The 12890-nt window shown below is 40.4% G+C and carries 13 protein-coding genes; 3 read left to right on the plus strand and 10 right to left on the minus strand.

The window, feature by feature from the left end:
• Positions 1-71 precede the first annotated feature (71 nt).
• Positions 72-428 (plus strand): cytochrome c, encoded by a 357-nt coding sequence (locus BJI48_RS07655; RefSeq protein WP_095333643.1) that lies wholly within the window; start codon positions 72-74, stop codon positions 426-428.
• Between the two features lie 17 nt (positions 429-445).
• Here the strand turns inward: BJI48_RS07655 and BJI48_RS07660 are convergent, their stop codons facing one another.
• Positions 446-1219 (minus strand): group I intron-associated PD-(D/E)XK endonuclease, encoded by a 774-nt coding sequence (locus tag BJI48_RS07660; protein WP_095333645.1) that lies wholly within the window; start codon positions 1217-1219, stop codon positions 446-448.
• Entirely contained in the window at positions 1212-2174 is a 963-nt protein-coding gene (locus BJI48_RS07665) for a DNA cytosine methyltransferase (protein ID WP_095333647.1), read from the minus strand. Before BJI48_RS07665 ends, BJI48_RS07660 begins: the two co-directional genes overlap by 8 nt.
• A gap of 110 nt (positions 2175-2284) precedes the next feature.
• Between BJI48_RS07665 and BJI48_RS07670 the strand changes: the two genes are divergently transcribed.
• Positions 2285-3310 carry a bifunctional 3,4-dihydroxy-2-butanone 4-phosphate synthase/GTP cyclohydrolase II gene (locus BJI48_RS07670; RefSeq protein WP_095333649.1) on the plus strand — a complete coding sequence of 342 codons (1026 nt, stop codon included), beginning with the start codon at positions 2285-2287 and terminating at the stop codon, positions 3308-3310.
• 66 nt (positions 3311-3376) lie between these two features.
• Here BJI48_RS07670 and cmoA read toward each other — a convergent pair whose 3' ends face one another.
• From cmoA to sodB, 5 genes are all read right to left on the minus strand, one after another.
• Complete coding sequence (gene cmoA, locus BJI48_RS07675) at positions 3377-4123, minus strand: carboxy-S-adenosyl-L-methionine synthase CmoA (RefSeq protein WP_095333651.1); 747 nt, start codon at positions 4121-4123, stop codon at positions 3377-3379.
• A gap of 67 nt (positions 4124-4190) precedes the next feature.
• A complete protein-coding gene (locus BJI48_RS07680; protein ID WP_095333653.1) occupies positions 4191-4973 on the minus strand; it encodes a thiazole synthase in 783 nt (260 codons plus the stop codon).
• Between the two features lie 143 nt (positions 4974-5116).
• Positions 5117-6283, minus strand: a complete 1167-nt coding sequence (locus tag BJI48_RS07685; RefSeq protein WP_095333655.1) for an MFS transporter — start codon at positions 6281-6283, stop codon at positions 5117-5119.
• A gap of 117 nt (positions 6284-6400) precedes the next feature.
• Positions 6401-7588: an MFS transporter gene (locus BJI48_RS07690; RefSeq protein WP_095333657.1), complete on the minus strand. Its 1188-nt coding sequence runs from the start codon at positions 7586-7588 to the stop codon at positions 6401-6403.
• 97 nt (positions 7589-7685) lie between these two features.
• Positions 7686-8324, minus strand: a complete 639-nt coding sequence (gene sodB / locus BJI48_RS07695) for a superoxide dismutase [Fe] (protein ID WP_095333659.1) — start codon at positions 8322-8324, stop codon at positions 7686-7688.
• A 1009-nt stretch (positions 8325-9333) separates the two neighbouring features.
• On the opposite strand from sodB, the gene BJI48_RS09470 reads away from it, so the two are divergent.
• Positions 9334-10548, plus strand: a complete 1215-nt coding sequence (locus BJI48_RS09470) for a restriction endonuclease subunit S (protein WP_180763090.1) — start codon at positions 9334-9336, stop codon at positions 10546-10548.
• A gap of 638 nt (positions 10549-11186) precedes the next feature.
• Here BJI48_RS09470 and BJI48_RS07710 read toward each other — a convergent pair.
• Genes BJI48_RS07710 through BJI48_RS07720 form a run of 3 tightly spaced genes read right to left on the minus strand, consistent with a single transcriptional unit; the run spans position 11187 to position 12881 of the window.
• On the minus strand, positions 11187-11441 hold the full coding sequence (locus BJI48_RS07710) for a hypothetical protein (RefSeq protein WP_095333663.1): 255 nt from the start codon (positions 11439-11441) through the stop codon (positions 11187-11189).
• Positions 11431-12264: a 3'-5' exonuclease gene (locus BJI48_RS07715; RefSeq protein WP_095333665.1), complete on the minus strand. Its 834-nt coding sequence runs from the start codon at positions 12262-12264 to the stop codon at positions 11431-11433. Before BJI48_RS07715 ends, BJI48_RS07710 begins: the two co-directional genes overlap by 11 nt.
• Positions 12261-12881 (minus strand): trimeric intracellular cation channel family protein, encoded by a 621-nt coding sequence (locus BJI48_RS07720; RefSeq protein WP_095333668.1) that lies wholly within the window; start codon positions 12879-12881, stop codon positions 12261-12263. The genes BJI48_RS07715 and BJI48_RS07720 overlap by 4 nt, the downstream gene beginning before the upstream one ends.
• Positions 12882-12890 lie beyond the last annotated feature (9 nt).

Below are 12890 nucleotides of genomic sequence, written 5' to 3' on the forward strand. Positions count from 1 at the left end.
TTTATCGCCTTTAAAATTGAAGTGCTGTATTATAATAAAAACTCTATTTCTAAAACTTTAAAAGGAATGTTATGGGACGTAACAAGGGATTTTTGTATTTTTGTATTTTTTTTACCTTGCCTGTTTGTTTGATGTCTCAAAATCCTAAGGAAGAAAGCTTTATTACACCGCAAGAATACGGGAAAAAACTCTATGAAAACCCTCGAAATATTGGCTGTATCAAATGCCACGGCAAAAATGGCGAGGGCGAAGTCATCGCACGCTACAAACAAAAAGGCAAAAATAAAATCATCCAAGCCCCCAAAATCAGCGATATGGACTTCCAGACTTTCAAAAAAGCGATGAATAGAGACAAAGGGATGATGCCCAAATACGACCTAACCGATGAGGAAATCAAAGCGATTTACCTCTATATAACATCAAGATAGTTTTGAGTTTTTGCAACTCAAGCATTAACGCCTTTAGTTGCCTGAATAAATAATGCTTCTTCTTTGATGACATCCCAATTTTCTTTATATTGGGACACTTGAGACAATTTCACGCTTTTGCACGCCTCTTCGCTCAATTCCTCTGCCCACTTCATCGGAATAATATAACAAATCCCCACTTGTTTATCCACAGCAACATAAATATCACAATCATCCGATGTGATTCTCTTGCCGATATTTCTTTCGTGCCTATGATCAATACCCTGCCCGCCTCTATCTCTATCCTTAAAGCTAATGATATTTCCAGAGCTGATACCTTTTATCTGCACTCTTAGTAATGTATTATCAAAATCAATAATTGCATCATATCGACTACTGCGAACATCTACACTACTGCAATTAAAACCTGCTAAAATTGCCCTAGCTACAAATATAAATTCTGCACTATCACCTGCATTTGCGACCATCACACCACTATCAATATGGTTAATATTATTACTAAAACCATTTGCCATCGCAATATAAAGGGATTTTTCAATGATTTTCTTAAGACTGGTTTTGATAAATCCAAATTCATTTTTCAAGGTTTCATCGTGCAAATGTTTTTCTATTTCATCGATATTTGCTTGTGCCAAAACTTCCAAATCTAGAGCCTTAGCAATATTTGAGAAAAAAACCATCTCATAATAATGCTTCAACTCTGCTTCTTTGACCCCATATCTTTCAGCAATAGATTTTATTTTGCTTTTTGTATAACCAACCTCTCTTAACGCATCAATATATTTACACATCTAAAGCCTTTCTGATTTCTTTAGCAATCGCCTCAATAACGGGGATGGTTACAGAATTCCCTATCTGTTTGTAAAGATGAGAATTGGCAAGTTTTTCACTCAAAATAAAAGCCTCATCAAATCCCTGAAACCTAGCACACTCCCTAGGCGTTAGCTTCCGAATACCCACGCTATCTATCACAAGAGGAACATTATGTCCCCCTGTCCCCATATTGGCTGTAAGTGTTGGACAAAGATTATTTTTATTTTCCCGCACATATACCCGTCTCCATTGATAAATCGTGCTAGGATTTTTCATCGCCTCTTTGAGCTGTGGATAATATTTGCTTTGATGATAATAAAATGCCTCATCCACCTTTTTATCGATCAAATCAGTGATTTTTATTGTTAGTTTTTGAGGCTTGGGGAAGCGAAATTTTTTGTAAGCTTGCTTATCTTTAAAACCCACAATATAAATCCGTTCTCGATTTTGGGGAATATTGCCATAATCTGCACTATTGAGAACCTGACTAGTGATAAAATAGCCTCTATTTTCAAGCTCGGTTTTAATCCTTTCATAAGTCCTACCCTTATCGTGCGCTTGAAGGTTCTTGACATTTTCTAAAAAAACAACACTCGGTGCTAAATCATCAATAAAACGCAAAATCTCAAAAAAGATATTCCCTCGTTTGTCCTCAAAGCCCTTTTGATAGCCAGCAATCGAAAAAGCTTGGCAAGGGAAGCCACCTGTAAGAATCTCTACCTGCTCGACTTCTTTTGTATCTAATTCCTTGAGGTCCTTTTCATAAAGTTTATGCGAGTGATTGAGCCGATAGGTAATGCTTGCATTTTTATCTATCTCATTTGCCCACGATATAGGAAATCCTGCCTTTTTAAAACCCAATTCAATGCCACCAATCCCGCCAAATAATGCACCGATATTGTAATTTCTAATATCTTTAAATGACTTCTTCATAGCAGAATTATATCAAATTAAAGAATATCAATAATCATATACCTAACCCACGCACCACGATTCTTTTAAATTTTAATGCTATGATTGCATTTTATTAATCAAGGATTTTTATGCATTTACAACGTGTCAAAGAAGCTATCAATGCCATCAAAAATGGCGAAATGATTATTGTTATGGACGATGAAGATAGAGAAAATGAGGGTGATTTGGTGCTAGCAGGTATCTTTTCTAGCCCTGAAAAAATCAACTTTATGGCCCAAGAAGCTCGCGGGCTCATCTGTGTTTCCATCACCAAAGAAATCGCCCAAAAGCTCGATCTCCCGCCGATGGTAGAATACAACAACTCCAATCACGAAACCGCTTTTACCGTCTCAATAGACGCCAAAGACGCCAAGACAGGTATTTCAGCATTTGAACGCCATCTCACAATTGAGCTGATGTGTGATGAAAACACGCTCCCAAGCGATTTTGTCCGTCCCGGGCATATCTTCCCTCTCATCGCCAAAGATGGCGGGGTGCTGGTGAGAACCGGGCATACCGAAGCGAGTATCGATATTTGCAAGCTTGCAGGTCTCAAGCCTGTGAGCGTGATTTGTGAGATTATGAAAGAAGATGGCTCGATGGCACGGCGGGGCGATAAATTTCTCATAGAATTTGCCAAAAAACACAACCTCAAAACACTCTATGTCTCCGATCTCATCAGCTACCGACTCCAAAATGAAAATCTCCTCACGATTATTTCTAAAGAACGGGCTGATTTTCTAGGCACAGAAACGACAAAAATAGTTTTCAAAGACCATCTCCAGCGAGAACATATTGCGTTCAAATTCCAGGACAGCCCCACCCCGCTGGTGAGATTCCACACCATCAAAACCGATTATGAACTCCTTAGCGAACACAAAAATTATGAATTTTTAATCCACTCCATCGCCAAAATCAAACAAGAGGGCGGGTATCTGGTGTTTATCAATGACAATACGGGCAATGCAGAACTCATCAAAAGTTTTGGAATCGGCGCGCAGATACTCAAACTTCTAGGTATCGGGGATTTCAAACTCATCACCTCCAACAACGCCCGTGAATACAATGCCCTCAAAGGATTTGATTTGCGGGTGATTGAATCTATCCAAGTTTAAGATTTTTGTTTTTTTGTGAAAAAAAAAGGGGGGGGGGCGTTTGTCAAAGCCCCTCTGTTTGGGATTTTAGGCTTTTCTAGCAATCAATGTGCCGAAATTCACCCATTTAAACAACACTTCCACGCTTTGAAACCCCGCATTTTGAAGCATTTGATAATTCTCTTGCAGACTATAAGGAATCAAGACATTTTCCAAAGCCTCTCGTTTCGTGGTTATCTCATTTTGGCTATAGCCCTGCTCTTTTTTATAAAGATAATAACGTGCAATCATCTGCTTGTCCAAAACTTTATCGCAACTTGCCATCTTTTCACTCATCACAAACACCCCGCCATCGCACAACCCAGCAAAAATCTTCTCCACAAGTGCGCTTCTTTGCATTGGTCTGACAAATTGCATCGTATAGTTGGCAATCACAGCTGAAGCATTCTGGATATTGAGACTTAAAAAATCATCGCAAATAAAATCGATATTTTTGCCATAAGTATTCGCCTTGAGGCTAGCACGCTCAATCATTGCTTTTGAGCTATCTATACCAATGAGACGCACCCCGTTTGCGTTATTGTTTGGCTCGCTATTTTGTGCGCCATTTAGCCTGCTGGCAAGCTCAAGCAAAAAATTTCCCGTCGAACAGCCCAAATCATACACGCAAGTATCCCGGATTATAGCTTGAAGCACAAAGTCCGCACAAAGCTTGAGAGACTCCGTATAATAAGGAATCGAGCGCATTGCCATATCATCAAATACGCTCGCAACACCAGCGTCAAACTCAAATTGTTTTTGTAACGGGGTGCAAAACAGCTCGTCTTTTTTCATTGATTTTTCCATTGGGTTTTTCCCATCAAGCTTTTCCTGTCAAATTTTTCCATTCAATCTGATTTTTTCAAAGTTTTGCCATACCAAATATCGGAGAACTCGGGCTTGCATAAGTTTTTTTCTCTATCCTGCCAGCCAAAAAACTTTTTCTTCCACTAATCACAGCGTGTTTCATCGCTTCAGCCATCAGCACAGGATTATCTGCGAGTGCAATCGCACTATTACTCAAAACCCCATCAGCCCCCAGCTCCATCGCAATACTCGCATCTGAAGCACAGCCCACGCCCGCATCGACAATCACAGGCACATCAATGCTTTCTTTGATGAAGCCAATATTATAGCGGTTCTGAATCCCAAGCCCGCTCCCAATCGGTGCAGCCAGAGGCATTACAGCACTCGCACCAACATCTTGAAGCTTTTTGGCGATGATAGGGTCATCATTGGTATAAGCTAGCACACAAAACCCCTCTTTAGCAAGCACTTCGCACGCCTTGATCGTCTCGATCACATCAGGATAGAGCGTCCTTTGGGTATCACCGATAATCTCAAGCTTGATAAAATCAATCCCAACCGCTTCTTTGATAAGCCTAAAAAGCGTGATCGCCTCCTCTGCATTCGTGCAACCTGCGGAATTTGGCAAAAATGCCACATTGGTATCCTTGAAAAAATCGAGCAAATTTTCTTCGTTTGGATTGGTGATATTTACCCGTCGGACCGCCACGGTGATAACCTCTGCACCTGAAGCCAAAGTCGCTTGTTTTGTCGTAGCAAAATCCTTATACTTCCCACTACCTACAATCAATCGGGATTCAAAGGTTTTTGAACCGATTTTCAATAAATCTTTTTGCATATTTGGAATCCTTAAAATTTATTTTTTAGCATTTTATCCAAATATTGATTCATTATCACGGGCTAAAAAACAGCTCAAAAATCCCCGCAAGCAAGCAAAAACCCATAAAAAATCTGATTTTATGCCAAATGAGTGTCTTTATTTCAGGTAGCCACGCCCTTTTTCAAAAACAGCGACACCAGCCCCAAAAACAACAGCACGCCCGCACAAATCACAAACATCGCTTGCAGTCCAAACGCATTAACCAGCGACTGGGAAAACAGCGGGGAAATAAACTGCCCAAAGGCGAGCAACATCCCAAACACGCCATACGCCTTTGCCCGTTGCGTTAGTGGTGCGAGCGTAAATAAATGCGATGTGGCATTAATAATCGCCACGCTAAAACTCCCGCCCGCTAACATCCCGCCAATAATCACCCCTGCGGTATTCTCAAGCGTGCCTGCCATCACAAAGCCCACCGCCATTACCACAAAGCACAAGAAAAATATCACTGGCACCGATATTTTTTGCTTGATTTTGGCATAAAAAAGCGGGGAAAACGCTGCCACAAAAATAACGGTGGCAATAATAAGCCCGATGGTTTGCGGGTCTTTTCCTAGCACAATTTTAAGCAAATACGGCATTTGAATAGGCATTGACATAAAAGTCAAATACAAAATAAAGCCAATCAAATAAAGAAAAGTAAATTTTAACAGCGAAAAGGCTTCTTTATTATCGCCCGCCTGCTCGGCTTTGCGTTCTGGCTCAAATAATATAAAAAACGCCGCAAGCAGAGCGATGATTTCAATCGCATAAACCCAAAACGCATAATGCCAACCCAATTGCCCTAAAAACCCGCTAATAGCAATCAGCACCGCACCGCCAAACACCTGCGCAAAGCCCATCAACCCTAGCGCTTTGTCTTTTTTATCACCAGAATAATAATCGCCGATCAGCACCGGAATACCCACCACCAAAGCCGCCGTGCCCACGCCTAAAATCGCCCGTGAAAAAAGCATCCAATAAATATTTTCAAGCCAAATTCCCGCCATCCCGCTTAGCGCCCAAATAAACATTCCTAACAGCACAAAGCCCAAACGATTGTATTTATCCATCAAATAACCGACCAGCGGGGCAAATAACAAAGTAAATAACGCTGGCAGGGTTAAAATAAACTTGGATAAAAAATCAATATGAGGCACATCGCTAAAGAATTTTTCGATTTCAGGAATAACCGGCGACACGCCAACATTGCCGAGTGCCATCGTCCCTGCCGCGCCGAAAATAACAAATTTAAACAAAACACTATCAACATTTTTAATTTTTTGCATTAGATACCCTTCAAAAATATATTTTGAAGTTTATTCTATCAATAATAGTTATTATTTTCTACTCCAAAAGAGTATTTGGTTTTTCAAAAATACACAAATGGAACAATGAAAATAGATTTAATGCTTCATTTTGGCAAACAAAAACACGCACGCCACGACATACACCACAACACCAAAAACCACAAACATCGGGGTTAGACCGACAGCATTCACCACTGGCTGGGTCATAAAGGGCGAAATAAACTGCCCCATAAACAACGAAGCTGCCAAAAATCCGTAAGCCTTCGCCCGTTCAGCATCCTTTGCGAGCCTAAAAAGCCAAGAGCTATTATTTACCATCATCAGCCCCAGTCCCGCACCCATCAAGCCAAAAGCGAGCAAAACCACAGCATAGTCATAAACAAAACCCACCATAATAAAGGCAGAACCCATCAAAAATAAGGCTAAAAAATAGATTTTAAAAATACTCAAAAAACTGCGGAGGCGATTGTAAAATAGCGAAAATACCGCCATACAAATCGACCCAACCGCCATCGAAACACCAGCATAAGCGCTTTCCATTCCCAAAGTATGCGTGATAAAAAACGGCAATTGTGTAGGCGCGATATAAAAAATTGCCATACAAAAAATGCCCAAAAAATAAACGGGTAAAAATTTTATAATAGAAAATTTTTGCTTTTCCTCGATGGGATTTTCTGTGTTGTGGTAGTGGCGCTTGGGTTCAAAAAGCATAAAAAAAGCAAATGCCAATGTCAAAATCCCAAGCAAATACGTCAAAAATGGGTATCGCCAATCTAGGCTGGAGAGATAGCCCCCAAATGCCAAGAAAAATGCCCCACCAAATGCCATAAAAAATCCTTGCAATGCCAAGGCTTTTTCTCTTTTGATACCGGTGTAATAATCACTCAAAAGCACGCTCACCCCTGTCATCAAAAACGCTGTGGCAACACCAAAAACAGCTCGAGATACCAAAAGCAAATACAAATCATCCAAAAAAAACCCGCTCACCCCCGCCACACTCCAGACCACTATCGCAGGATAGATGAGCTTGAGCCTGCCAAACGCATCAAACATAAACCCCGTAATCGGCGAAAATACCATAATAAAAAGTGCGGGCAAGGTCAAAATCAGCTTGGATAAAAACTCGATGTTTTTGACATCAGAAAAATGTGTCTCAAGCGCAGGGAGCGAGGGTGCGATGATCGCAGGTCCTAGCACCGTGAGGGCTGCGATACTAAAAAGCGCACTTTTAAACACAAAACTATCGGTATTTTTTGATCGTGAAGTCAAATCTTGCGTATCCATTGCGTGTCCTAAAAAATGAAATAATGTTGTCTATACAACGATTTTGAAAAAGCATTAAAAAACCCGCAAAAAGCGGGCGATAAAGAAGAAAGGAGGATTAAGATTTCTTGTGGATTTCGTTGATATAAAAACCTACAGAATTCAGCCCCTCTTTCTTCGCCCATTCATAGGCCTCAGAAACGAATTTCCAATTGATATGATTATAAAATTTCTCCAAATACGCTGCTCGCGCATTTTTGTGATCAATATAATAAGCGTGTTCCCACACATCCACCACAAGCACAGGGACTTTGCCATCAGTTACCGGTGTGGCGGCATTGCTTGTTTGAACAATCTCGAGCTTTTGTGTAGCGAGATTATAGACCAACCAGCACCAGCCTGAACCAAATAATCCTGTCGCTGCATTGATATAAGCCTCTTTGAAAGAATCAAGCGAACCAAAATCATTACTGATGGCGTCTTTGAGTTCTGAGCTCATTTCACTCGCAACTGGTGCGATACAATCCCAATAAAAATCGTGATTATAAACCTGTGCGGCGTTATTAAAAAGCCCGCCACTGGCTTTGGTGATGATAGCAAACAAATCGCTGTTGGCAAATTCCGTATTTGCAATCAGGTTATTGAGATTATTCACATAGGTTTGGTGATGTTTTCCATAATGAAAATCAAACGTAACCGGACTCAAAAAGTCTCCCATACTATCTTTTGCATAAGGTAGTTTTCTTAATTCAAACATTGTCGTGTCTCCTAGGTAATTTAGTTGTAAAGTTGTAAATGCTTGACAATTATATCATTTTAGTTTTATTATATTATCTTTACTCGGTTCAATTTTTTCTCTGAAAAATTGAACCTGAAGACCACTTCGCAAGATGTGAAATCTTGCTTCGTTCCTAAAGAATAGGGTTATAACGGCGTGCGTTGCACTTCGTTATCAACCCAGTTTTATAGGTTTTTCTCGGTTTGAATTATCGAATCTGAAGACCGCTACGCAGAGATAAACTCTGCTACGCTCCTAAAGTTACGATTTCACGCCCAAGCGTGGCTTGTGCGTTGGAAATAAGTTTCTAAGGTTTTTAAATCTTATCCACCTAAACCAAAGCCAGCTACGCCCTGTCATCTGGAATTACTAAGGGGGCGTGTCAGGAGGTTTTCACCCGCCCGCCCATTGTTTTAAAGGGGACTTTTTTACCCGCCCACCCAAAGAGGTTTTAGGAAGGGGGGAGAGGCGTAAAGGCAAAGCCAACTGCTTGGCTTTGCTAGCCTCGCACGCCGATTGCCTTATACTTCACAAGTTGTATGGCAATACGGCTAAGACGCTTGCTAAGTAGAACCCCGCCCCCTCCTAATGGGCGTAAGCCTAAAAAACATTACTTTCTACTCGATTCAGTTTTTTCTCTGAAAAACTGAATCTGAAGACCACTGCGGGCAGTGAAACTGCCCTACGTTCCTAAAGAATGGGGTTATTCCCAGCTACCGCTGGTCATCAACCCAGTTTTATAGGTTTTTAATCCTATCCGCTAGCAAACCAAAGCGTGCCACGCTTTTTCACCCTATCGGCTAGGGAGGCGTGCAGTGGGTTTTGACCTGCCCGCCCATTAATGAATCCTCGCTTCATTCCTTTTAAAATCTTGTATAATTGAGGCTCATAAAACCAATGGAGCAAAGCCCAATGCCTATAAATCTGCCAATCAATCCATACGACACACAAGGTCTCCAAGCACTCCAAAAGCTTCTCAAGGTAACTGATGCCTAAAAACAAAATCCCCAAAATCCGCTTTGAGGGCTTTAGTGGGGAGTGGGAAGAGAGGAAATTTAAAGAAATTGCAAATGTCAGGAGAGGTTTAACTTATAAACCAAGTGATATTTGTAGTTATGGCATAAAAGTTTTAAGGTCTTCAAATATCAATGAGGATAATTTTGTTCAGAATGCAGATGATGTTTATGTCAGAGAAGAAGCAATCAATATAGACTTTGCAAATGAATTTGATATTTTAATCACTTCTGCAAATGGTTCTAATCGACTAGTTGGAAAACACGCAATTATTCAGAATTTAAATTCAAAAGCCGTTCACGGCGGATTTATGTTGCTCGCCACTTCAAAAAATCCATTTTTTTTAAATGCTTCTATGAGTTCTTCTTGGTATAAAAAATTTATAAATAAATTTATTTCTGGGGGTAATGGTGCAATTGGCAATTTAAGCAAATCCGATTTAGATGAGCAAGAAATCCCCATCCCATCCCTAGCTGAGCAACAAAAAATCGGGGATTTTTTCCAACAGCTTGACAAACTTATCGAACAAAAAGAAAAGAAATATCACAAACTCAAGCAATTAAAAATCGCACTGCTTGCCAAGATGTTCCCCCAAAATGGCAAAACCACCCCAGAAATCCGCTTTGAGGGCTTTAGTGGGGAGTGGGAAGAGAGGAAATTAGGGGAAATAGGGGAAGTGCGTATGTGTAAGCGTATCCTTAAGGAACAAACGCTTGATATTGGTGAGATTCCTTTTTATAAAATTGGCACTTTTGGTAAAGAGCCAGATGCTTATATTTCAAGAGAATTATTTAATGAATATAAATCTAAATATAGTTATCCCAATATCGGCGATGTATTGATTTCTGCAAGCGGGACAATTGGCAAACTTGTTATCTTTGATGGCAGGGATGCTTATTTTCAAGATAGCAATATCGTTTGGATTGAAAATAATGAAAAACAAGTTTTAAATAAATATTTATTTTATTCTTATCAGGTTGCAAAATGGGAAATTCCTGAGGGTGGCACGATTCAGCGACTTTATAATGAAAACTTGAAAAAAACACAAATCCTCTTCCCCTCCCTAGCTGAGCAACAAAAAATCGGGGATTTTTTCCAACAGCTTGACAAACTTATCGAACTCCAGCAACAAGAAATCAAAAAACTAAAAAATATCAAAAAAGCCTTTTTGAGCAAGATGTTTGTATGAGGCGATGATAGGACAAAATAAACTTAGATTTTATCAAAATAAGTCATCTTTTATCATCGCTAACAGCCTCAAAAAACATTCTACAGGGATAAACCTCTTTTGTTAAAAAAAGAAAAATATTATTTTTTACTCGATTCGGTTTTGAAAAACTGAATCTGAAGACCGCTTTATGGAAGCGAAGCTTCCAGTCGCTCCTAAAGTTTAGAGTTATTCCGTGCTACGCACATCATCAACCCGTTTTCTAAGGTTTATAAATCCTATCCACCTACAAACCCAGCAATCTACGCCCTGTCATCTTGCCCACTAAGGGGGCGGGCAGTGGGTGGGGGTTGCAAGGGGGCGGGCGACGCTTCGCAAGTAGAACCCGCCCCCTGCATAATAAAAAAAATAAAAAGGTGGAAGACTAAAAAATATTGTTTTTTACTCGGTTTGTTTGATAAACAAACCTGAAGACCGCTTTATGGAAGCGAAGCTTCCAGTCGCTCCTAAAGTTTAGGGTTATTCCGTGCTACGCACATCATCAACCCAGTTTCTAAGGTTTTTCAAGGTTTTTCTCGGTTTGAATTATCGAATCTGAAGACCGCTTCGGGCGAGTAATTTAAGGTTTGTTAATTCGAGATAAGTTTTATCGGTTTCCATCATTTTCCATCTTTAAGCGAATGCAACCATTCCAGATTTGCCTGCACTTCATTGCCACATTTTTGCAAAAGACTATCACGAATTGAATTAAGCGAAGCAATATCCAAAGCTCGCATCATTTCGACATTCAAAATCGTAGCTTGCCCCGTATTTTTCTCTCCCAAGCGATTAAGCAAAGCTTGTATTTCTTCAATCAAGCTCTCTTTGCTTACAATCTCCCCATAAGCATTGATAAACGTTGGCTTATCTGGCATTATCAAGCTCTTTTTGCAAAGCGTCGTTAAAAACACCGCTATAGCCCATATCTTGGGGAATTTTTTGTTTAAATTCCTCCAAAATACCAAAATAATCCTCCAATGTGAGCTCGCCCTTTAAAAGCTCGTATTTCAGATAAACCCAATAGGTATTGAGCACATCGCTTTGGCAATATTCATCGATTTTTGCCATCTTTTCTGCTTGGCTTTTGCTCTCATCATAATAGACTTTATATACCAAATCCCCGCTCATATCGTATTTGCCCGGTATGTTTAACATCGCACACACAGAATCTAGCTTGAGATGGCGCACCATTCCAAAATGCCCCAAACTCTCCAACAAATCAGTATGGAAACGTTCAGAAAACCTCTGGCGATAGTTTTCCCATTTGCTTTTGTTAAACGCCACATTATCTTGCTCATAATAAGCCGTCGCATTGAGATTGTAACGCATAGCTCGCAACATCAAAGCCGGTAAATCAAACCCTCTGCCGTTGAAACTCACCAATTTCGGCTGGGATTTGTTAAAAAATTTCAAAAAATCCCCGATGAGATTTTCTTCTTGCTGTTCTGGGGTTGTTTCCAAAAGATTTTTACCAAAATTCCCGACCTTGATAAAATGCCCGTAATCATCAGCAATCACGCTAGCAATCGAAACAACTTGGTGTAAATAAAGAGGCAAAAAATCACTCCCGCTTTTTTCTTTTTGCATTGCCATCGCTTGCTCGCAAATCTCTAGGGGCGAATCGCTAGCAATCTCAGGAAAAACCCTCTGCATCAAGCCAACATCTGGAATCGTTTCAATATCAAATACACAAATCATTTTTCTTTATCCTCATAATTAAAAACAGGTAATCCCATTTTATAATAAATCGCCAAAAGCCGCAACGCCACCCCGCAAAATAGCGTGATTATCGTTGCACTCAAAACCTCAAGACCGCCATACTCAATCAAAACATAATACAAGCTCGCTGTAAGCATTGCCACGCCGGCATAAAGCTCTTTTTGAAAAACCAATGGTATCCGATTGCAAAAAATATCCCGCAAAATACCCCCAAAAACGCCCGTAATCACCGCACTACTCACAATCAATACAAAACCATAGCCCATCCCTAATGCTACCTCTGCCCCGATAACGCTAAAAACCACTAGCCCGAGCGAATCCAAAAACAAAAATAATGATTCTAGCCGTGTCATCACCGAAGCAATGCGTGTGGTTATGATTGCAGCAACACAAATCAGTAGCACATAATGGGGATGTTCCACCCACGTGAGGGGATAATGCCCAAACAAAACATCCCGAATCGAACCACCTCCAATCGCAGTAACTAGCGCAATAAACATCACCCCAAACAAATCCATCTTGTGCCTGCCAGCTGCTAATGCCCCGCTCATCGCTTCTGCGGTAATCCCTATCACATACAATATCGTCAAAAGCATTGCCTTACC

The organism is Helicobacter sp. 11S02596-1, from assembly GCF_002272825.1.
Taxonomy (GTDB): domain Bacteria; phylum Campylobacterota; class Campylobacteria; order Campylobacterales; family Helicobacteraceae; genus Helicobacter_J.

Excerpts from the sequence above, each read along its gene's own strand:
- BJI48_RS07655 (WP_095333643.1), top strand. The coding sequence starts at position 72 with ATGGGACGTAACAAGGGATTTTTGTATTTTTGTATTTTTTTTACCTTG.
- BJI48_RS07660 (WP_095333645.1), bottom strand. The coding sequence starts at position 1,219 with ATGTGTAAATATATTGATGCGTTAAGAGAGGTTGGTTATACAAAAAGC.
- BJI48_RS07665 (WP_095333647.1), bottom strand. The coding sequence starts at position 2,174 with ATGAAGAAGTCATTTAAAGATATTAGAAATTACAATATCGGTGCATTA.
- BJI48_RS07670 (WP_095333649.1), top strand. The coding sequence starts at position 2,285 with ATGCATTTACAACGTGTCAAAGAAGCTATCAATGCCATCAAAAATGGC.
- cmoA (WP_095333651.1), bottom strand. The coding sequence starts at position 4,123 with ATGAAAAAAGACGAGCTGTTTTGCACCCCGTTACAAAAACAATTTGAG.
- BJI48_RS07680 (WP_095333653.1), bottom strand. The coding sequence starts at position 4,973 with ATGCAAAAAGATTTATTGAAAATCGGTTCAAAAACCTTTGAATCCCGA.
- BJI48_RS07685 (WP_095333655.1), bottom strand. The coding sequence starts at position 6,283 with ATGCAAAAAATTAAAAATGTTGATAGTGTTTTGTTTAAATTTGTTATT.
- BJI48_RS07690 (WP_095333657.1), bottom strand. The coding sequence starts at position 7,588 with ATGGATACGCAAGATTTGACTTCACGATCAAAAAATACCGATAGTTTT.
- sodB (WP_095333659.1), bottom strand. The coding sequence starts at position 8,324 with ATGTTTGAATTAAGAAAACTACCTTATGCAAAAGATAGTATGGGAGAC.
- BJI48_RS09470 (WP_180763090.1), top strand. The coding sequence starts at position 9,334 with ATGCCTAAAAACAAAATCCCCAAAATCCGCTTTGAGGGCTTTAGTGGG.
- BJI48_RS07710 (WP_095333663.1), bottom strand. The coding sequence starts at position 11,441 with ATGCCAGATAAGCCAACGTTTATCAATGCTTATGGGGAGATTGTAAGC.
- BJI48_RS07715 (WP_095333665.1), bottom strand. The coding sequence starts at position 12,264 with ATGATTTGTGTATTTGATATTGAAACGATTCCAGATGTTGGCTTGATG.
- BJI48_RS07720 (WP_095333668.1), bottom strand. The coding sequence starts at position 12,881 with ATGCTTTTGACGATATTGTATGTGATAGGGATTACCGCAGAAGCGATG.